18 protein-coding genes are annotated in these 20,705 nt (G+C 65.0%); 9 read left to right on the top strand and 9 right to left on the bottom strand.

From position 1 onward, the window contains the following. Positions 1 to 28: 28 nt before the first annotated feature. The 4 genes from ACZK08_RS00075 (at position 29) to ACZK08_RS00090 (ending at position 3,616) form a co-directional block, all read left to right on the top strand. The gene (locus ACZK08_RS00075; RefSeq protein ID WP_053517206.1) at positions 29 to 1,120 is read left to right on the top strand and encodes a PA0069 family radical SAM protein; all 1,092 of its coding nucleotides are present in this window, start codon (positions 29 to 31) and stop codon (positions 1,118 to 1,120) included. A gap of 1,096 nt (positions 1,121 to 2,216) precedes the next feature. Continuing rightward, positions 2,217 to 2,624 carry a hypothetical protein gene (locus ACZK08_RS00080; protein ID WP_155761035.1) on the top strand — a complete coding sequence of 136 codons (408 nt, stop codon included), beginning with the start codon at positions 2,217 to 2,219 and terminating at the stop codon, positions 2,622 to 2,624. A 99-nt stretch (positions 2,625 to 2,723) separates the two neighbouring features. After that, a complete protein-coding gene (locus ACZK08_RS00085) occupies positions 2,724 to 3,089 on the top strand; it encodes a hypothetical protein (RefSeq protein ID WP_155761034.1) in 366 nt (121 codons plus the stop codon). Positions 3,090 to 3,103: 14 nt separating this feature from the next. Then, positions 3,104 to 3,616, top strand: a complete 513-nt coding sequence (locus ACZK08_RS00090; RefSeq protein WP_231107768.1) for a hypothetical protein — start codon at positions 3,104 to 3,106, stop codon at positions 3,614 to 3,616. A gap of 711 nt (positions 3,617 to 4,327) precedes the next feature. Here ACZK08_RS00090 and ACZK08_RS00095 read toward each other — a convergent pair. The 3 genes from ACZK08_RS00095 to ACZK08_RS00105 all read right to left on the bottom strand — a co-directional run bounded on the left by ACZK08_RS00095 (position 4,328) and on the right by ACZK08_RS00105 (position 7,574). Further along, positions 4,328 to 5,038, bottom strand: coding sequence for a 2OG-Fe(II) oxygenase (locus ACZK08_RS00095; RefSeq protein WP_065182129.1), 711 nt, complete (start codon positions 5,036 to 5,038; stop codon positions 4,328 to 4,330). 107 nt (positions 5,039 to 5,145) lie between these two features. Further along, positions 5,146 to 6,162, bottom strand: a complete 1,017-nt coding sequence (locus tag ACZK08_RS00100; protein ID WP_053516088.1) for a class 1 fructose-bisphosphatase — start codon at positions 6,160 to 6,162, stop codon at positions 5,146 to 5,148. Between the two features lie 209 nt (positions 6,163 to 6,371). Continuing rightward, positions 6,372 to 7,574, bottom strand: a complete 1,203-nt coding sequence (locus ACZK08_RS00105) for an amino acid aminotransferase (RefSeq protein ID WP_053516086.1) — start codon at positions 7,572 to 7,574, stop codon at positions 6,372 to 6,374. Between the two features lie 171 nt (positions 7,575 to 7,745). Here ACZK08_RS00105 and ACZK08_RS00110 point away from each other — a divergent pair, with 171 nt between their 5' ends. After that, on the top strand, positions 7,746 to 9,860 hold the full coding sequence (locus tag ACZK08_RS00110) for a TonB-dependent receptor family protein (protein ID WP_065182128.1): 2,115 nt from the start codon (positions 7,746 to 7,748) through the stop codon (positions 9,858 to 9,860). Positions 9,861 to 9,885: 25 nt separating this feature from the next. Here ACZK08_RS00110 and ACZK08_RS00115 read toward each other — a convergent pair whose 3' ends face one another. After that, entirely contained in the window at positions 9,886 to 10,230 is a 345-nt protein-coding gene (locus ACZK08_RS00115; RefSeq protein ID WP_065182172.1) for a hypothetical protein, read from the bottom strand. Between the two features lie 145 nt (positions 10,231 to 10,375). On the opposite strand from ACZK08_RS00115, the gene ACZK08_RS00120 reads away from it, so the two are divergent. The 3 genes from ACZK08_RS00120 to ligD all read left to right on the top strand — a co-directional run bounded on the left by ACZK08_RS00120 (position 10,376) and on the right by ligD (position 14,256). After that, on the top strand, positions 10,376 to 10,774 hold the full coding sequence (locus tag ACZK08_RS00120; RefSeq protein WP_053516083.1) for a hypothetical protein: 399 nt from the start codon (positions 10,376 to 10,378) through the stop codon (positions 10,772 to 10,774). A 104-nt stretch (positions 10,775 to 10,878) separates the two neighbouring features. Further along, positions 10,879 to 11,799: a non-homologous end joining protein Ku gene (ku, locus tag ACZK08_RS00125; RefSeq protein ID WP_065182127.1), complete on the top strand. Its 921-nt coding sequence runs from the start codon at positions 10,879 to 10,881 to the stop codon at positions 11,797 to 11,799. A gap of 3 nt (positions 11,800 to 11,802) precedes the next feature. After that, positions 11,803 to 14,256 carry a DNA ligase D gene (ligD, locus tag ACZK08_RS00130; protein ID WP_065182126.1) on the top strand — a complete coding sequence of 818 codons (2,454 nt, stop codon included), beginning with the start codon at positions 11,803 to 11,805 and terminating at the stop codon, positions 14,254 to 14,256. 36 nt (positions 14,257 to 14,292) lie between these two features. On the opposite strand, the gene ACZK08_RS00135 is transcribed toward ligD, so the two are convergent. The 5 genes from ACZK08_RS00135 to ttcA all read right to left on the bottom strand — a co-directional run bounded on the left by ACZK08_RS00135 (position 14,293) and on the right by ttcA (position 20,347). Continuing rightward, a complete protein-coding gene (locus ACZK08_RS00135; protein ID WP_065182125.1) occupies positions 14,293 to 17,094 on the bottom strand; it encodes a TonB-dependent receptor in 2,802 nt (933 codons plus the stop codon). 119 nt (positions 17,095 to 17,213) lie between these two features. Further along, on the bottom strand, positions 17,214 to 17,609 hold the full coding sequence (locus tag ACZK08_RS00140; protein WP_065182124.1) for a hypothetical protein: 396 nt from the start codon (positions 17,607 to 17,609) through the stop codon (positions 17,214 to 17,216). 36 nt (positions 17,610 to 17,645) lie between these two features. Further along, entirely contained in the window at positions 17,646 to 18,425 is a 780-nt protein-coding gene (locus ACZK08_RS00145; RefSeq protein WP_065182123.1) for a M48 family metallopeptidase, read from the bottom strand. 59 nt (positions 18,426 to 18,484) lie between these two features. Beyond that, positions 18,485 to 19,390, bottom strand: coding sequence for a recombination-associated protein RdgC (locus ACZK08_RS00150; RefSeq protein ID WP_065174082.1), 906 nt, complete (start codon positions 19,388 to 19,390; stop codon positions 18,485 to 18,487). A gap of 36 nt (positions 19,391 to 19,426) precedes the next feature. After that, a complete protein-coding gene (ttcA, locus tag ACZK08_RS00155) occupies positions 19,427 to 20,347 on the bottom strand; it encodes a tRNA 2-thiocytidine(32) synthetase TtcA (RefSeq protein WP_193395685.1) in 921 nt (306 codons plus the stop codon). 91 nt (positions 20,348 to 20,438) lie between these two features. Between ttcA and ACZK08_RS00160 the strand changes: the two genes are divergently transcribed. Next, positions 20,439 to 20,642, top strand: coding sequence for a YdcH family protein (locus ACZK08_RS00160; protein ID WP_053516066.1), 204 nt, complete (start codon positions 20,439 to 20,441; stop codon positions 20,640 to 20,642). The last annotated feature ends 63 nt before the right edge of the window (positions 20,643 to 20,705 follow it).

The raw sequence follows: 20,705 nt of genomic DNA on the forward strand, positions 1-20,705 counted from the left end.
TGAGACGGCAGCGGCGTAGGCTACCCACATGGGTATCGCGATCAAAGGCCGAGGGTCCAGCTCCCACCTTGCCGGGCGCTTCGAGAGCACCGTCAGCGAGGCGGTGGACGACGGCTGGGACGTGGATGAAAGCGAAGAGTTCGCGGCCCCCCGTCTGCGCACCGAGGTACGCGCTGAAACCGCGCGCAGCATCATCAGCCGCAATACGTCCCCGGACGTAGGCTTCAGCCAGTCGGTCAATCCGTATCGTGGCTGCGAGCACGGCTGTTCCTACTGCTTCGCGCGCCCGTCGCATGCCTATCTGAACCTGTCGCCGGGCCTGGATTTCGAGACCAAGCTGTTTGCCAAGACCAATGCGCCGCAGCTGCTGCGCAAGGAGCTGTCCCGGCCAGGCTACGTCCCGCAACCGATCGCGCTCGGCATCAACACCGATGCGTACCAGCCGATCGAGCGCAAGTTCAAGCTGACCCGTCAGTTGATCGAGGTGATGCTGGAGACGAAGCATCCGTTCTCGCTGATCACCAAGAACGCGCTGGTCGAGCGCGATATCGACCTGCTTGCGCCACTGGCGGCAGAGAACCTGGTCAGCGTGCATTTCTCGGTGACCTCGCTGGATCCACGCCTGTCGGCGAAGCTCGAGCCGCGCGCCTCTGCACCGCACGCGCGCCTGCGCGCGATGAAGCGTCTGCACGAGGCGGGCATTCCGGTTGGCGTGATGGTCGCGCCGGTGATTCCCTGGATCAACGACAGTGAACTGGAAAGCGTGCTCGAAGCGGCGCACGAGGCGGGTGCGCGCACTGCCGGCTATGTGCTGCTACGCCTGCCTCTGGAGGTTGCGCCGCTGTTCCGCGACTGGCTGGACGCCCACCATCCGGATCGCGCTGCGCACGTGATGAGCACCATCCAGCAGCTGCGCGGTGGCAAGGACTATGACAGCCGCTTCGGCACGCGCATGCGTGGCCAGGGGGTCTATGCGGATCTGTTGAACAACCGCTTCAAGCTGGCGCGCAAGCGCCTGGGCTTCGACGCCCAGAACAGCCACTGGCCGAAACTGGATTGCAGCCGCTTCCAGAAGCCGCTGCCGCCGAAGGTGGATTCGCCTCAGGGGTCGTTGTTCTGAAGTAGCTACCGCGGAACGCGTGGGGAAAACCGTGATCGCGATCTGCGCCCCGGCGACGGGTACGACATCGCGACGGCACACATCGCTCTGTTCAACTGTGTGAACTCCAGATTACTATCCACTTCCTCAGACCCGGACGAAGCCGCCAGAGGGTAGAAGGACAACGTGACGGACCCTGCTTCGCCTCTGCGATTTTGGAAAGCAAACATTATGAAAGCGCTTTTCTGGCTTGGCATCGCGCTTCTTGTGATGCTCCCGGTGAACTTCCTTGTGGTGACTATTGGCAGACTTCTGTCAGGCGAAGTCTTTGGGGCAAGGGAAGTGGTAGGTCTTGGCATGGCGATATTCGGGGTGGCGGCAGCCGTCATTCTGTACAGATGGCGCTCACTCGGAAGCTCTCGACGACAAGGGAATCGTTGACAGTGGCTTCGGACTGATATGGTCGAAGCTGGTACGGGCGGTACTCACGGCAGCATTCCGGGCAAGGGAGGCGGGATATGCCTGGCGATCCCGTGCAAGCCACGAGCTGAGCGCAGCAAGGAATTAGGCGCTTCGTGCAGGCGGATCGATAACGTTGATGAAGCGAAGGCCGATGCCCAGTTGCAGATTGAGCAGCCGCTTGCCAGATGGGGGCCAACAGATCAATGCCAGTCTTTTTGTGCCAGAACGATCTGGAATGCAAGCGCCGCTGATCGACAGGCAGAGCAAGATCAGCGGTTGTTGAATTAAATGGTGCCGTGGCTGAGATGAGACTACGACAGAGTCTCCGATTGAATGGAATCAAACATTCCGGGATCCAATCCAACGAGCTTCTGAATACAAAGAGGGACATCATTCAGGAGTGGAAGACTGACTGTCCTGAAGACCAGAAGAAAGGCGGTGAGCGCCCTCGCGATACAAAAGAAGGTACGCAGCGCAGGATCACGCGAAAATTCGTTTGTGGCCCGGACAGCTGGGCAGTTGGTGGCTAGTCTTACCACTGGAAATCAGAAGTGCCAGATCAAACCAACATGATTATTGTAGAGCCTATGCAAAAACCCGGAGTGGGGCCGTGAGGTCCGAAGGCGGGAGAAATACTGACACTACGATTTGGCTGATGTTATGGGGCTGGATGGATGTCATTGGTTTGGCATTCATGGCGGGAGCAAACGTCTACCAGGGGAGGGTTCCAGTTCTTTCGGACATATCTGATGCGATCAAAGCGCAGCAAATGTATGGAAGCGTATTTCCAGTCATTGTTTCTGCGGTGAGCGTAGCTCTACTGGCTTCTTTTGTTGCGTCCGGATATCTGTTGATCAGGGGGAGCAATGCAGGGCGACGCCTCGCCTTTACTCAATCTCCATTCCGAATTTTCTTGTTCATGCCGTCGCTATTTTTTCTGGAATACACCGGCGCTGTCAGCCAGCACTCGTGGGTCCTAGCTGCAGCCTTGGTGCTCACAGAGCTCGCGAAGCTCTGGTCGATCAGGCGCCGCCCAGCCGCTGATCGGCTGGGTGGCGGATGAAAATTGTCGGGCTGCTATTGCTAGGCGCGATGATCTCGCATGTCGCCTGCTGCTTGCGAATGTCACAAATAAGCCCCACGTAATTTATTTCATCAAGTCATGAAACAGTCGCGCGGCCATTATCGAAGCTCTCGAGACCTGGATATGCAAGTGCTATCGCAGCAACTGTTCTCACGGTATGCGAGAGAAATCTGGAAGAAAATTGTGAATAATGCCAAGTTTGTAAAGATCTTTCTTCTGACGGCGAGGGCTACAAGTGTCGGCGCCTTGGTCTATTTCTACAGTAGGGCGTCGTCGCTCTACCGTCTTGTCAGAGAGTGCCTTGATCATGTGGGGGACGTTCCTGCGTTTGAAGCCTGCAAGCGTCATCCGGACTCAATTCAGTTTGAGCTCATTGGTATGACGGTGGCGTTCTTCGCGATTCTTGCGCTGACAAACTGCAAGATTTTATCTGCGGAAAAGTAAGGGAAAACAGAGTCATGTCCGATCTCGGAGAGAGACGGCAGTTGGGGAAGTGGATGGTAAAGACCAAATCGTTTTTCCGGTCGCTGCTGTACGTGGCGGTGGCTGTCCTGATAGGTGCGACCTACCTCTCAATGGGCCGTTCGATAGGAGGCGGAGATTGGAATGGGAAGCCAACGGAAGCAGATTTGCGCGGGGCCGCCAGGACGTTCGTGTTGCCTTCTGGATTCCCTCCGGCTGATGTCCAGATGCTGCAGAAGGTCACCTTCCTGGCGGTGGTCTTCGATGCTGAGCTCGAATCTGATCCAGAGCAGGTCGCTGCCTTCTTCTTGAAGCAGGCAGCAGAGAACAAGTGGCAAGTGAAAATGGACAGACAGCAGACCGAATACCGCCTGATGGTGTTCTGCGATGGCCGCTTGGCACGCTCGGTGGAGCTGACCGTCAAGGGGCGGATCGTCAAGCTGTATGGCGGGATCTACTGGGAGTCGAACAGGAACAGCGACATGTATTGCTCGACGGCTCTCCAGTAGGCAATGGCAGAATCACAGACCTGCCAGAACATATTCGGGGCTGTCCGTGACGTCTCACCCAGTACCGAACTACTTCTGCGCGCTTCTGCAATCAAAGCAGCACACAACAATTCTGGCGCATTGGCGGCTGCGGCTGTAGTGGGAGAGGAGATATGCAATTGAAATCCCCATTCAAATTTTCATGCCCTAGTTGTGGTGCTCCGGGGCAGGGCTTTCCGCTTCGCCGTTCGATCGAGAAGAAGGTAAGGACCGAATGCAGTAGCTGCGGAACCGAAATCGTTTCGGAGCTGGGCCACGTTAAATATGCAATCTGCTACGTAATCGCTTTGGTTTCTGTGGCGCCCATTGGTATTGTCCTTGTTGCGGGAATTTTGACCGCACAGTGGCTATGGGTAGCTGCAGCACTCATCCTTGCCAGCCTCATTTGGACGCCGACCATGCTTTTCCATTTGCGGAACGCCAAAGTGCTCATCGCCGACAGGCGACCGGAGCGATATGGGCGAACGCACACGCCAAGCACGTAGCTCCTGGTGGTGCCCCCCCCACTGACAGCTTCTGCGTATTCCGGGCGGGGTCCAGTTCGTTGCGATGAATCTGCCGCCGCCGAGCATCGATTGCCAACATCGCAAGACTGCGGTCGGTGCTGCGACTGGAACTTCACACCATATGGTGTGGGTTCACCGTCTGATGGGGTGATAAATCAGTGATGCCTCACCCACCCCCAAACAACTTCTGCGCACTCTGGAACAGAATCCAGCTCGTCGCGATGAACTTGTCGCCGCCCTGCGGCCGGTTGCCGCGATGGGTGTGGGTGAAGGCGGTCGGAGCGATCAGCAGGCTGCCGGTACGCGGTGCGATCTTGCGGCCCTGGAACAGGAACTCGGTTTCGCCTTCGTCGAATCCATCGTTAAGGTACAGCGTCCACAGCACATGCCGGTGCAGCGTCTCGGCCTGCGCATCCTTCGGGTACAGCTCGCAGTGCCAGTACGGGTAACCGCCCTCGCCTGCGGCATACCACTGCAGGTTGATCGCGCCCGGGCGCAGGCAGGTGCGCGCCAAGTCGGCCAACTGCTGCTCCGGCATGTCGGGGAAGTCCTCGGCCGACAGGCGTCGCGGCTGACCGTCGCTGTCCTGGATCTGCAACATCAACGGTGCGATCAGCGCCTGTGGATAACAGCGTAGATAAGTCAGCAGGCCCTTGAACACGGCCTGCTGCAGCTGTACGTCGACGTCCTGCCAGCCCTCCAGGCCGCTGATGCGCAGGTCCTTGCTGTGCTTGAGTTCCGGGAACACGCCGCTGCCGACGGCACCTGGCATCAGGCCGCGGGTGGCACGCAGGCGCTCGACGATGGCAGCACAGACCTCCGTGGGCACCGCGTTGTGGATGACTTCGATGAAATCGACCGGGCCCTGCTCGTGCATGCGTGCATTCCTTCGGCGGCAAGGGCTTGATGGTGCCGTTTGCCGCCGTCGGTGTCACCCCACGGTCATGTCATCGAACTGCCATGAGCGTGGCCGCAGTGCGCCGCTCAGGCCTGTGCGGCGTCGTGCTGGTGGTGGTAGCGCACCGCCTCGGCCACTTCCTCGCGCGAGCCGAGAAACACCGGCACGCGCTGGTGCAGCTGGTCGGGCTGGATGTCGAGGATACGCTCGCGGCCGGTCCAGGCGGCACCGCCGGCCTGCTCGACCAGCAGGCCCATCGGGTTGGCTTCGTACATCAGGCGCAGCTTGCCGGCCTTGGACGGATCCTTCCGGTCCCACGGATAGATGAAGATGCCACCGCGCGTCAGGATGCGATGCACATCGGCCACCATGCTGGCGATCCAGCGCATGTTGAAGTTCTTGCCACGCGCACCTTCCTTGCCGGCCAGCAGATCGCCGACATAGGCCTGCATCGGTGCTTCCCAGTGGCGCTGGTTGGACATGTTGATGGCGAATTCCTGGGTGGCCGCCGGAATCTGCATGTTCTCGGTGGTCAGCACGAACTCGCCCTTCTCGCGATCCAGGGTGAAGGCATGCGTTCCGTGGCCCACGGTAAGCACCAGCTGGGTGCTCGGCCCGTAGATGCAGTAGCCGGCCGCGATCTGCTTGCTGCCCGGCTGCAGGAACGCGTCATCGCCCGGCAGTTCGACGTTGGTCGGGCAGCGCAGCACCGAGAAGATGGTGCCGACGGAGACGTTGACGTCGATGTTGGAGCTGCCATCGAGGGGATCGAACAGCAGCAGGAAATCGCCACGCGGGTAGATGTCCGGCACCGGCTGGCTGTGGTCCATTTCCTCCGAGGCGCAGGCGGCGAGGTGGCCACCCCAGGCGTTGGCTTCGAGCAGTATCTCGTTGCTGATGACATCCAGCTTCTTCTGCGCCTCGCCCTGCACGTTGCCGGTACCGGCGTCGCCGAGCACGCCGCCGAGGGCGCCCTTGCTGACGGCGATGGAGATGCTGGTGCAGGCGCGGGCGACGACCGCGATCAGCTGACGCAGGTCGGCATTGATGCGGCCGGCGTGCTGTTCCTGGATCAGGAAGCGGGTCAACGAGGTACGGGACATGGGCGGACAGGTCTCGGCAGCGGGAAAACGCCTATTGTCGCCCGTCTGGCCGCTGCGTGCGTGAGCGCGGGAAGGCGTAATCGTTTCCAGATGCGCTCGTAGCGCCTTCCTTTTGTCGAGGCTCGTGGGAAGGGGAGGCGATGCAGGACACGCTGCAAAAACAAAGGCGCCTTCCGGCGCCTTTGTCTTCAAGCCACTGGAGCGTGGGTTCAGCCCTTGGCCACGGTGGCCACGGCCTTGGCGACATACTCCAGGTTGTTCTGGTTCAGCGCAGCCACGCAGATGCGGCCAGTGCCGACGGCGTAGATGCCGAACTCGTCGCGCAGGCGCTCGACCTGCTCGCGGCTCAGGCCGGAGTAGGAGAACATGCCCGCCTGCTCGTTGATGAAACCGAACTGCGGGGCGCCGGCGGCCGCCAGCTTCTCGACCAGGCCCTGACGCAGCGCGTGGATGCGTTCGCGCATCTCGGTCAGCTCCTGCTCCCACATCGCACGCAGTTCCGGGTTGGTCAGTACACCGGCCACCAGCGCTGCACCGTGGGTGGAGGGGCTGGAGTAGATGGTGCGGATCACGCGCTTGACCTGCGACTGCACGGCCTTGGCGTCGGCGGCGGTCGGCGCCACCATCGACAGTGCACCCACGCGCTCGCCGTACAGCGAGAACGACTTGGAGTACGAGTTGGCGACGATGAAGCTGTCGATACCGGCTTCGGCGATGATGCGCACGGCGGCGCCATCCTGCTCGATGCCCTTGTCGAAGCCCTGGTAGGCCATGTCGATGAAGGGGAACAGCTGGCGGTCCTTGAGCAGCTGCGCGACCTGCGTCCACTGCGTGACCGTGAGGTCGGCACCGGTCGGGTTGTGGCAGCAGGCGTGCAGCAGCACCACGCTGCCCGGCTGCAGCTTCTGCAGGTCGGCCAGCATGCCGTCGAAGTCGACACCGTGGGTCGCGGGATCGAAATAGGTGTAATCCACTACCTCGAAGCCGGCGGCACTGAACACCGCGCGGTGGTTTTCCCAGCTCGGGTTGCTCAGCGCGACGGTGGCGTGCGGCAGCAGCTTCTTGAGCACGTCGGCGCCGACGCGCAGCGCACCGCTGCCACCGACGGTCTGTGCGGTGGTGACGCGGCCTGCGGCCAGCAGCGGCGAATCCTTGCCGAACACCAGCTCACGCGTCGCCTGCGTGTACGCCGGAAGGCCGTCGATCGGCAGGTAGCCGCGCGGTTTGGCTTCGGCGGCGAGCTGCTGCTCGATCTGCTTGACGGCGCGCAGCAGCGGAATGCGGCCGCTCTCGTCGTAGTAGATGCCCACACCCAGGTTGACCTTGGTCGGGCGGCTGTCGGCGTTGTATGCCTCGGTCAGGCCCAGGATCGGGTCGCCTGGGACCAGTTCCACGTTTGCAAAGAAGGACACGGCGGTACTCGTTCGGTAGACGGAAAGGGGGAGGAATTGCGCCACGCGGCTTGCGGCATTTCGGCCGAAAACGGCCCATCGTAACAAAGCCTGCCGGGGCTGGCCGCCACCATCGTCATCCGCGGCCCCGTACCATGGCGTGCGTTGCCGACCGATCCATCAAGCTGAATCATGAATCCTCCCGCACGCCGCAATCGCCTGCCCCTGTCTGCCCTGCTGCTGTCGCCGCTGGTCGCGATGGCGGAGCCGTCCACGACCGCCCTGCCCCCGGTGCAGGTGCAGGCAGCCCGTGTGCAGGGGATCGATCCGTTCGCCCTGCCCGCCAGCCAGGACACGGTCTGGATCGATGCTGACCGCCCCGGCACCGGGGCGCAGCTGTCCGAAGCATTGGGCGGGGTGCCGGGCCTGCTGGCCCGCGACCGGCAGAACTTCGCGCAGGACACCCAGCTGTCGATCCGGGGCTTTGGCGCCCGCTCGACGTTCGGCGTGCGCGGGGTACGCGTGCTGATCGACGGTGTGCCGGCGACCATGCCCGATGGGCAGGGCCAGCTGTCGCACGCCAGCCTGCTGGGTGCCGAACGCGTGGAGGTGCTGCGTGGACCCTTCTCGGCGCTGTACGGCAATTCCTCCGGTGGCGTGCTGCAGGTGTGGAGCGCGCAGGGCCGGGCGGGCGACCCGTGGCGGCTGCGGCTCAGCGCGGGCGCGGACACGACCCTGAGCGTGGGTGCGCAGCTGCGCGGCGCGGGTCAGGTGCTGGACTACAACATCGCGGCCAACCACTTCAGTACCGATGGCTGGCGCGACCACAGCCGTGCCCGGCGCGAATCGCTCAACGCCCGCGTCGGCGGCGAACTGGCAGGCGGGCGGCTGGAGCTGCTGCTCAACGCGCTGGATGCGCCCGATGCGCAGGATCCGCTGGGTCTGACCCGCGCGCAGGTCGCGGCCGACCCGCGCCAGGCCACCGCCGTCGCTCATCAGTACAACACCCGCAAATCAGTGCGCCAGCAGCAGGCCGGCCTGCGCTGGAGCCGCGAGGCCGGCGCGCAGCGGTGGCAGCTGATGGGCTATGCCGGCCAGCGCTCGGTCACCCAGTATCTGGCGATCCCGCCGACGGCCCAGGCCAACCCGTTGCATGCCGGCGGTGTGATCGACCTGGACAGTGGCTATGGCGGCCTGGACGCGCGCTGGAGCTGGCAGGGCGAGGTGGCCGACCGACCGCTGGACCTGGTCGCCGGGCTCAGTGCGGACCGCCAGCGCCAGCAGCGCACCGGCTACGAGAACTTCGTCGGCAGCACGCTGGGCGTGCGCGGGCGCCTGCGCCGCGACCAGATCGACATCGTGCAGAACGTGGACCAGTTCGCCCAGGCCTGGTGGCAGTGGAGTCCGCGCTGGTCGCTGCTGGCCGGTGTGCGGCACAGTGCCGTGCGCTTCGAATCGGACGACCGCTACATCACCGACCGCAACCCGGACGACAGCGGCCACCGCCGCTACCGGGCCACCACACCCGTGGCCGGGATCAGCTTTGAAGCCCACCCGCAGTGGCGCCTGCATGCCGCCGTGGGCCGTGGCTTCGAGACACCGACCTTCAATGAACTGGGCTATCGCGCCGACGGCCAGGCCGGGCTGGCGCTGGATCTGGCGGCGGCGCGCAGCCGCACGCTGGAGATCGGCAGCAAATGGCATGCACAGGATGGAATGCAGCTGGATGCAAGCCTATTCCGTGCAGATACCGACGACGAGCTGGCGGTTGCCAGCAATATCGGTGGCCGCAGCACCTACCGCAACATCGGCCGTACACGGCGCCAGGGCATCGAACTGCAGTACCGGCAGCCGCTGGCCGAGCAGCTGGAACTGCAGCTGGCCTGGACCTGGCTGCAGGCACAGGTGCGGTCGCCCTATCTGACCTGTGCCGGCAGCGGCTGCCGTGTGCCCGATACCCGCGTGGATGCCGGTAGCCGCCTGCCGGGTGTTCCACGCCAGCAGGCCTTCGCCCGCCTGCAGTGGACGCCTGCGGACTGGCAGTGGGCGGTGGAGGCCACCGCGAGCAGCGATACCGTGGTGAACGACCTCGCCGACGAACGCGCGCCGGGTTACGCCCTGCTGCATCTGGAAGGGGGCCGCCAGTGGCGGCTGCCCGGAGGCGAGCTGCGGGCCTTCGCCCGGCTGGAGAACGTGCTTGACCAGGCCTACATCGGCTCGGTCATCGTCAACGATGGCAATGGCCGCTACTACGAGCCCGGCCCGGGCCGCCGCGCCAGTGTCGGCCTGCAGTGGTCATGGCGCTGACCTGACCGGCGGCGCCTGCGGGACGTCAGTCGGGCGCCTTGGCCGGCACGAACGGTGACGTCGGGTCGCTGGCCGGGAACGTTTCCTCCAGCGCCTCGTCCTGGTTGTCGCTGGCGTGCTGCTTGCGTTCGCGTCGCTTGAGCGGGCTCTCCTGCCCTCCCCGATGGCGGTCGCCGCCGTCCTTGCGGTCCAGCGCGGCCTGTTCAGCCTCGCGCTTCACCGGCAGATGCTCGCCGGACTGTGCGGCGTCGAAGAAGGGCGCGCCCGTGCCACGGAAGTCGGCATCATCGTTGTCGTGCTTGCCGCGCTGCTCGCCGGGAATTGGCGCACGGTTCTCGCGGAGCGGGTCTCGGGAGGTCTCTCGGCTCATGATCAGGTACCTGCGCATGGGGAGGACCACTACACCGCCACTGAGGTAAAGGCACCGCGAACCCTGCGTCATGAACATCTCTGTCACGGCTGGATAACGCTGCCGCCGGTATTCCTGCCCACCCGACCCGCTGCAGGAGCCGGTCATGCCCCGCTTGGAACGTCCCGCCCCGTCCGTGTTCAACGCCCTGCTCGATCCGCTCGGCCAGCGCACCGCGCAGCGCCGGACGCGTCGACACGAAGATCCGCAGGCCGTAGCCCAGGATTACCTCCAGTACATGCTCAGCGATTACGAGGAACGTCGTGGTCACGGTCATCGCAACTGGCGTGACCTGTGCCCGGTGTATGCCTTCGCACTGACCACACATGCGGCGGACTGGCCGCGTGGGGATGCGGCCGATACCTGCGAGGAGCTGGCCGAGCATTGGGAACAGATGCGAGGACAGTCGCGGCTGGGCTGGTCGCAGGCGCGGCCGGTGGTGGAAGACGCATGGCGCGCGCTGGATCATATTCCGGCAGCGGCGGTAAGACCCCTGCTGCAGTGACCTGGCCGTGACGCTGCGCGCCGACCCGGCGTGCACGGCATCGACACGGGTGGTTTACACCCGGCACCGGAAGCTGACGGTCCTGCTCAAGCACAGGTGCGCGCATGGCCCGCCCGATCTGGACCGGAACACTCTCCTTCGGCCTGCTCAACGTGCCGGTGTCGCTGATGTCCGGCGAACGCAAGGTCGATCTGCAGTTCCGCATGCTCGATTCGCGCGACCGCAAACCGATCCGCTTCGAACGGGTCAACGCCGATACCGGTGAGGAAGTTCCGTGGAAGGACATCGTCAAAGCCTACGAGTACGACAAGGGCAGTTATGTCGTGCTGGAGGAAGGCGACATCCGATCGGCGGCGCCCGAAAGCCATGAGACCGTGGAGGTGGAGACCTTCGTGGACGCGGCGCAGATCGATCCGCGCTACTACGAAAAGCCCTATCTGCTGGTGCCGGGCAAGAAGGCCGAGAAGGGCTATGTACTGCTGCGCGAGACGCTGCGCAGCACCGGCAAGGTCGGCATCGCACGGGTGGTCGTGCGTACCCGCGAGTATCTTTGCGCGGTGATGCCGCACGAGCACGCCCTGGTGCTGATGATCCTCCGCTATCCGCAGGAGCTTGTCGATCCGGAGGACCTCAAGCTGCCCACCGGCACCCTGTCCGAGTACCGCATCACCGGCAAGGAAACGGCGATGGCCGAGCAGCTGATCGAGTCGATGGCTGGCGACTGGGATCCGTCGCAGTATCACGACGAGTTCCGCGAGCGCCTGCAGCAGGTGCTCAACAAACGGATCAAGGCCAAGGGGGGCACCACCCGGGTGGACGAAGAGCCTGCACCGCGCGAGGACGCCACCACCAACGTGGTCGATTTCATGGCCCTGTTGCAGAAGAGCCTGGATGCGAACAAGCGAACCCCCGCGAGCAAGACGGCCGCGCGCAAGGCGCCGGCGAAGAAGGCGGCCGGCAAGACAGGCAGGAAGACCGCGAAGAAGGCAGCGAAGAAGGCCGCGCCACGGCGCAAGGCAGGGTGATCCATGTCGCTGCATCAGTACCGGCGCAAGCGTCGGCTCGGCGGCGGCAACGGGCAGACGCCGGAACCGGACGACCAGCCGGCGCCGGGTGATCCGAAGCGGCGGCCGATCTTCGTCATCCAGCTGCACCACGCCAGTTCGCGCCATTTCGATTTCCGCCTCGAAATGGACGGCGTGCTCAAGAGCTGGGCGGTGCCCAAAGGGCCATCGCTGCGGGTTGGCGAGAAGCGGCTGGCGGTGGAAGTGGAAGATCATCCCCTGTCCTATGCCGGCTTCCAGGGCGATATTCCCGAGGGCCACTACGGTGCCGGTCACGTGGAGGTCTTCGACCACGGCACCTGGGCATGCGCGGGTGATCCACTGCAGGCGCTGGCAGCGGGCAAGATCGATTTCGTCCTGCATGGCCAGCGGCTGGCCGGGGGATGGAAACTGGTGCGGACCGCGATGAAGGGACGCCAGGTGCAGTGGCTGCTGATCAAGCGCGAAGACAGCGAGGCCCGCGACGCAGAGGCCGACGACCTGCTGCACGCGCCATTGCATGAACACCCCGGGAGCGCGAAGAAGATGACGGACAGGAAGACACGCAAGGCGGAGTCGCGCTGGCACGCGCGCGCGCTGAAACTGCAGGGCGCCCGCGACCGCCCGTATCCGCGTGCATTCAAACCACAACTGACCGACCACCGCGATGCCGCGCCCGATGGCGATCGCTGGCTGCACGAGATCAAGTGGGATGGCTATCGCCTGCTGGCCGATCTGCACGGCGGTGAAGTGAAGCTCCGCTCGCGCAACGGGCTGGACTGGACCGGGGACTTCCCTGAAGTCGTGCAGGCCGTGCAGGCGCTGCCGGTTGATGACGCGCGCCTGGACGGTGAACTGGTAGTGCTCGACGAGAAGGGGCGCAGCGATTTCGCCGCCCTGCAGCGGGTCATCGATGGCAGCTCGAAGGCGCCGCTACGCTACCTTCTCTTCGACCTGCCCGGCGTGGCGGGAGTGGACATCAGCGCGGCACCGCTGCTTGAGCGCAAGACGCTGCTCAAGGCGTTGATCGGTGACACGCCCGGAACGCTGGCGTTCAGCGATCACGTGCTCGGCCATGGGCCGCAGGTCTTCGCCGCCAGTGGTAAGGCCGGGTATGAGGGCATCGTCAGCAAGCAGGTGGACGCGCCCTACGTCAACGTGCGTGCGCGCAGCTGGGTGAAGGTCAAGCATGAGGACACCGATGAGTTCCTGATCGTCGGCCATACCGCGCCGAAGGGCTCGCGCGTGGGGTTCGGATCGTTGCTGCTGGCAACTCCCGACAAGGACGGCCTGCGCTACGTGGGTCGCGTCGGCACCGGCTTCGACGATGACAGCCTGCGCGCGCTGGCGCGGACGCTGAAGCCGTTGGCGGTGGAGGACGCTGCGGTGGCGCTGCCCGCGCACGTCCCGTTTCGCGCCGCCAGCGTGCACTGGGTGAAGCCAGTGAGGGTGGCCGAAGTGGCCTTCCGTGGCTGGGGCAAGGAGGGGCTGCTGCGACAGGCCAGCTTCAAGCGGCTGCGCAGCGACAAGAGCGGCGAGGATCTGGCGATGCCTGCAAAGACCACGAGCAGCGACGACGCGGTTGCCATCAGTCACCCTGAGCGTGTGGTCTTCGCGAAGAAGAAGATCCGCAAGGGCGACGTGGCCGACTACTACCGGCAGATGGCGCGCTGGATCCTGCCCGGGATCGTGGGCAGGCCCCTTTCGCTGCTGCGCTGCCCTGATGGCGCGGGCAAGGCCTGCTTCTTCCAGAAGCACCACGGCCCGGGCCTGGGCGACGCCGTGCATGCGGTCCCCCTGCAGCAGAAGAGCGGTCGCGAGGACTACGTCTACATCGACGATGTGCGCGGCCTGCTGCAGCTGGTGCAGATGAACACGCTCGAGCTGCATCCCTGGGGCGCCACGGTCGCCGATCCCGAACATCCGGACCGGCTGGTATTCGATCTGGACCCCGGTGAGGGCGTCGGCTGGAACGAGGTCAAGGCCGGCGCGCGCGACGTGCGCGACCGGTTGCAGGAGATCGGCCTGCGCAGTTTCGTGCGGCTGTCCGGCGGCAAGGGCGTGCATGTGGTGGTCCCCCTGCAGCCCGCCGCCGACTGGGAACAGGCCAAGGCATTCTGCGAGGCCTTCGCGCAGGCGATGGCACAGCAGGCGCCCGAACGCTATGTGGCAACGATGAGCAAGGCCAAGCGCGGCGGTGTGATCTTCATCGATTGGTTGCGCAATACGCGTGGCGCGACCAGCGTCTGCTCCTGGTCGCTGCGCGCCCGCGAAAGTGCAGGCGTGGCGGTGCCGCTGCGCTGGGAAGAGCTTGCGCGGATCAAGGCGGCCGACGCCTTCCCGCTCGACAAGGCGCTGGCACGGGCCAAGCGCCTGAAGGCCGATCCGTGGCAGGGCATCGATGCGGTGAAGCAGACCCTGCCGTCGCTCGATCTGTAGGGCCGGGGCATTGGCCACGGCCCTGCAGCGGCGGGCTCAGAAGTCCGCGCGGATGCCGAAGGTGATGCGACGGCCGGAGAACTCGTACTGGGTCGGGAAGGCCTTGTCGATGGTGTAGCCGGTGGTCTTCTCGTCGAGCAGATTGATCGCCTCCAGGTTCAGCTTCCAGGTGTCGGTGAGGCGGAACCCGATAGAGGCATCGAGCTGGCCATAGGCATCGCGGTAAACCGGATACATGTTCAGATGGATGTACTCGACGTACTTGTCCTTGTAGTTGTACGAGGCGCGCGCGCTGAAGCGATCGTTCTCGTAGTACAGGGTGAAGTTGTACGCCTTCTCGGCCAGGCCTTCCGGCGGCGTCGGGATATCCAGGTCGGATGCACCGGTCAGCGAATTGTCGAGCTGGGTGTAGTTGGCATTGATGCCCCAGCCTTCCAGCGCCGGGTGCAGCATCGACAGCGGCAGCTGCGCGACCAGCTCCACGCCGGTGACCTTGTACGAGCCATCGGCGTTGACCGGCTGGTAGACCTCGAAGTCGTAGTAGCCGTCCAGCGAACCGTTGGCGTTGAGTTTCTCCACGTTCGGCACGATGCCGGTCAACGATTGCCGCACTACGCCGTCGATCTTCTTGGAGAAGTACGACGCGGCCAGCAGGCCACCGTTCTGCAGGTACTTTTCCAGGCCCACTTCCCACTGCCTGGCGGTGGTCGGCTTCAGTGCCGGGTTGCCATCCATGAAGCGGAAGCTGCTCCAGCTGACGGTGCGGCGGTAGGCAATGTCGGTCAGCGACGGACGCATCAGTGTTTCCGAGGCAGCACCGCGCAGCACCAGGCCGTCGGCGATCTCGGCGGTCATGTTGAAGCTGGGCAGGATCCTGCTGTAGTCGCCGCTGCTCGAAATCGGCGTCGGCGTGTAGCCGTTGCTGCCATCGGCGTTCTGCACCGGATGGAAGCCTGACGAATCGACGTCGGTGTCGATCGAACGCACGCCGAGGTTGGCGTACACCGGTACCTGACCGATGTCGAAGTAGAGATCGGCCATGGCATACAGGGCCAGGGTCTTCTCCTTCACCTCGTAGTACTGGCCCGGATCGATCGGGGTTTCATAGCCCGGGTAGCGGAACGTAGCGCGCGCATAGGCGTTGGAAACCTGCTGCCAGTCCAGGTCGCTCGGGCGATACGCACCACCCGGTGCCAGCTGGCTGATCCACACCGGGTTGCTGTCGGCCAGCGTGCGCGTATTGACCCAGGCGGCGCTGCCGGCGGTCGGGCCCTGGATCTTGCCGCTGCCGAACGCGCGTTCCTTGGTCTTGTCGGTGTAGCGCGCGCCGAACTGCACGCCGCTCAGTGCCGGGAAGAAGGCCAGGTTCATCTGCCGCCTCAGGTCGAGCTGCGCGGCGTACTTGTCATCCTTCACCTTCTCCAGCTCGGTTTCGTACGCTTCGAACAGGTACTTGTCCGCGGCGTTGTACATGTCGAAGCCGCCGGTTGTGCTCGGCACGGTCACGCCGCCGTTGCGGGTCCAGCGCGTGCGCGACGGCGCGTAGGCCACGTGCTTGAGGTTGGCGTAGTCCGAGTCCTTGCGCGCGCCGGAGTAGCCGACCAGCGCGTCGATGTCCCAGTTGCCCACCTTCCAGTCCAGCGTGCTGCTGAACTGACGGTAGTCGGTATCGGCGTTGCGTTCCTTGCTCAGGATTTCGTGCTGGGTGGCGGTGTAGGACACGTCCTTCAGCACGGTGATGCCGTAGGCCGACAGCGTGTCACGGTCGTAATCGTGGATGGTGTCCAGCGTGCTGCGGCTGGAGGCCGAGTACGCTGCGGCATCGTACTCGTCCTCGTGCGTGTCGTAGCCGCCGAGCATGGCGTCGAAGCTGAGCGAGAACGTGTCGCTGGGCTTGAACTGCAGCGAGGCGGTGGCGCCCCACTGGTCCTGCTCGTTGAGGTAGACGCGGTCGCCGACCTTGTCCTGGAAGACAATCCGGCTGGTTTCATCCTTGTCCATCCGGTTGCTGACGACGATGCCGGCATCGCGCGCCAGCACCGCGGCGGCCTGCGAACCGCGCGTACCCGACGCCTCCAGGAAGCGGCCCATGGGACGGAAGTTGATGCCTGAGTTGGAGTCGGTGCGGTTGGTGCGCTTGGCCTTGGAGAACGACACCAGGCCGCCCCAGTTGCCCCAGGTGTCACTGGCGAGGAAGGAGATCTTCGGATCGATCTTGCCGTTGATCGAGTTGTGCGAAGCTTCGGCCGACGCACTGAACTTCGGCTCGGGGAAGTCGAATGGCTTGGCCGTTTCGATGTAGACCGAGCCGGCGATGCCGCCTTCCTCATCGGCGGCGGTCGGCGACTTCTGCACGGTCACCGTCTGCACCACGTCCGAGGCGAAGATGTCGAACTGCACGTCGCGTCCGCCACTGCCGGACGCCGTCGCCAGGTTGTTGATCGAGACCAGGGTGAACTCGCTGGGCAGGCCGCGCACGCTGACCCTGCTGCCCAGGCCCTTGTTGCGTTCGATGGTGACGCCCGGCATGCGCTGCAGCGCTTCGGCGAGATTCTGCTCGGGAAAATCGGCCACGTCGGTGGCGACGATCGAGTCGGAGAAGCCGATGTTGGCGCGCTTCAGGTCGACGGCGCGCTCCAGGCTCCGTGCATAGCTGCCGGTCACGGTGACCGTGTCCAGCTGCTGCAGCTGTTGGCGGGTATCGCCTTCGATCGCCTCCTCGGCCATCGCTTCGACGGGCAGCACGGCCAGGCCGCCGATCAGCACCGCATGCACGGCGCGGGACAACAGCTTCGCTTGGGAGGCCGCGGCGGCGGCCTCCCGGGTCTGGTAACGCATCGGATGATTCCCCGGTTCCCTGTGGTGTCTTACGCCGCGCCTGTTCCCGGGTTCCGTGGGTACAGGCCCCTGCGCCGCGTTGCCGACGTTCGGCGGGCACCGAGCCTAGGGGGAGATTGTTAAGCCCGTGTTGCGCTGCGTGAGGGCCGGCGTCCGAACCCCCATCCCAGCAGCAGCTGCACCGGCAGTGATACCAGCAGGCCGATGACGAACCAGCGTGGGAAATCCGCGCCGAGCGTCCACAGGCCGTAGCCTGCGCCCAGCACCAGCAGCGACCAGATCGAGGTGCCGTGCGCACGCGGCCAGCAGGGCGCGTAGTAGGTGGCGAAGGCGATCGCGGCGATGCCGCCGAGCACGGTGAACGCCAGGTCCCAGCCCAGCTGCGCTTCGCTGCCGGGATGCAGGCCGAGCAGCGCAGGCAGCCAGCCACCGGCACTGGTGACCAGGGCAAGCGCGAGCAACGCGCCAGCCAGGGCGACGATGGAAAGAAAGACAGTCTTGAGCATGCCGGGCATGGCCGCATTGTACGGCCGGACCGGCAGGGTGATGGCTTACAGCAGCTGCCTCAGCATCGCCTTCAGGCGTCGCCCTTCCTGCTGGAAGTAGTCGCGCTGCTCACGCCAGGCCGGGAACCGTTGCTCGACCTCCTGCCAGAACGCCGGCGAGTGGTTGGGCTGGATGAGGTGGCAGAGCTCATGCACCAGCACATACTCGAATGCCTGCGGACGCCCCAGGACCAGCGCAAGATCCAGGGCCATGCTGCCATCGGGAGCCAGCGAACCCCACTGCGAGGACATCACCTTCAAGCGCAGGCGGCTGGGTGCCCGTGGCAGGCCGGGCAGGTAGCGCGGCAGCCAGCGGCCCACGTCGGCGCGGGTCTGCGCCTCGAAGAACTCGCGCAGCAGACGGGGCAGGGTCGCGTCACCGGCACGGGTCGGCCACTGCAGGCAGGCGCCGTGCTCGTCGATGTCCAGGCGTGCGTAGCGGCCTTCCTGCCAGCGCAGCGGCAGCAGCTCCCCGCGCAGGGGCAGCACCCCGTCCACGCCGGGCTGCAGCGGTGCGGGCAGGCCCTGGCCCTGGTACTGGCGCAGCTGCAGTGCCAACCAGTCGCGATGCTGCTCCAGGAAACGTTCGCCCATCACCAGGCTGGCGCGCGGCGGCAGGGTCAGGCGCGCGCCGCGTTCGTCGACGCTGAGCTTGATGCGGCGCGCGCGCGGATCGCGTACGCGCAGCACGTCGATCTCGGCATCCTCCAGGCGCAGGCGAACGGTATCGCGCTGCACGGTGGCGGGCGGTGTGGGCGAGATCAGGCGGCGCAGCAGGCGGCTCATGCAGCCAGCATAGCGCCGCTTCGGGCCGCTGGATGACCGGCGGCCCACGCGGTGCCTGTTCAGTCAGCCTTGCTGAGCTTGAACGCCTCTTCCAGCAGCAGGAACAAGCGGCGGATCTCGGCGCTCTGCAGGGCGAACCGTGCGTCGAACTCGGCGCGCCGGCCCTCCTCGTCGGCATGCTCGAGCTGGTCCAGGGCGCCGTCGAGGAACTTCAGCTTGCGCACGATCAGGTCGTCGCCGATGACGAAGGACAGGTTGTCTTCGAAGATCAGCGCCAGCTTGGTCACCTGCTTGCCGGCGTCCAGGTGCTTGTCGATCTCGTCGCAGCGCAGTTCCTGGTGCTGGCACTTGACCACCGCACCGCCCTCCACCGGATCCTTCATCTCGCACTCCTCGCCCAGGCTGAGCCCGGTCGGCAGCGGTTCGCCGGCGATCCAGCCGGTCAGGATCGAACGCGGCGCGACTTCGGCGTTCAGCGGCATTGCCGGGAAGCTGCCGAGCAGGCCACGGATGTCGGACATGAAGTACTCGCCGGTCTTGCGGCTGGACGTATCCACCGCGACGTAGCCGTGCTGCAGGTCGATGAAGGCGTCGTTGCGCGAGGACTTCACGAAGGCGCGCGGCAGCAGTTCATGCAGCAGGTCGTCCTTCATGCGCTTGCGTTCGCGGCCGCCGGGGCGCCGGCCTTCCTTCTCCTCGATCTCCTCCAGCTTGCGCTCGAGCAGGTCGTTGACCACGGCTGCCGGCAGGATCTTGTCCTCGCCGCCGACCGTCAGCCACAGGTGCTCGGCGATGCGGTGCGAGAGCAGTTCCTTCTCCTCGCGGCCGAACGGTGAAATGAAGCCGCGCGAATTCATCTCCAGCGCGCCGACCGGCTTGAGCACGGCGTGCGGCAGCAGCGTATCGATTTCAGAAAAATCAGTGGCGGTCGGGAAACGGAAGAACGTCAGGTTGCGAAAGAACATGGATTTCCGGATGGCAAAGAGAAAGGGCGACCGACCTTATGCGGTGGGCGTCTCGGGATCTGCGTCGGCGTCGACCGGGGTACCGGCCAGCCAGGCATGGGCATCGGGCAGCGGTGCGTCATCGCGACGGCCCAGCGCCATGAAGTCGAACAGGGACGTGTCGGCCAGCTGCGAGGGCCGGACCTGGCCCATGGCGCGCGCGATCTGCTCGATGCGGCCGGGGTGGTCCCTGTCCCACTGCTTGAGCATCAGGCCGACCTGGCGGCGCTGCAGGTTTTCCTGGCTGCCGCACAGGTTGCAGGGGATGATCGGGAACCGGCGTGCCTGCGCGTACGCGACGATGTCGCTTTCGCGCACGTAGGCCAGCGGCCGGATCACCACGTGCCGGCCGTCATCGCTGCGCAGCTTCGGCGGCATGCCCGACAGCTTGGCGTGGTGGAACAGGTTCATGAAGAACGTGGCCACCATGTCGTCGCGGTGGTGGCCGAGCGCGATCTTGGTGAAGCCGTGGGTCTCGGCATGGTGGTACAGCGCGCCGCGGCGCAGGCGCGAGCACAGCGAACACATCGTCTTGCCTTCCGGAATCACCCGGCTGACCACCGAATAGGTGTCCTGCTCGATGATGTGGTACGGCACCCCGAGCCCGGCCAGGTACTCCGGCAGCACATGCTCGGGGAAGCCCGGCTGCTTCTGGTCCAGGTTCACCGCCACCAGTTCGAACGGCACCGGTGCCTTCTTCTGCAGCTGCACCAGCATGTCCAGCAGGGTATAGCTGTCCTTGCCGCCGGACAGGCAGACCATGATCCTGTCGCCGGCCTCGATCATGCCGAAGTCGGCGATCGCCTCGCCCACCTGGCGGCGCAGGCGCTTGGCCAGCTTGTGCTGCTCGCGCTCGGCCGCGCGCGGATCGCGGGGCGTGCGCGGCAGGGGGTCGGGAAGGGAGATCACGGCACTCATGCCTGCCATTCTACCGGCTTGGAGCGGCCCCGGCCGGGGAACGGTCCGGCCCTCTCCCGGTGGTCATCATCGCTGTGTATGCTCGGAGGCTGTGGACACCTACAGCCCCGCCGAGATCGCCGAACGCCTCGCCGCCCTGCGCGCCGAGCACCGCCTGCTGGATGAACAGATCACCCGCATGGCGGCCAATGGCGAGGACGAGCTCGAGTCCAAACGCCTGAAGCGGCGCAAGCTGCAGCTGAAGGACTGCATCACCCGGCTGGAAAGCCTGCAGATTCCCGACGAGCCGGCGTGAGCCGGGTTCAGGTGGGTGCCAATCTTGGTTGGCCCGACTGGAAGGTGTGTGGACCAAGGTCCA

The organism is Stenotrophomonas sp. 112478_Sma, assembly GCF_056479905.1.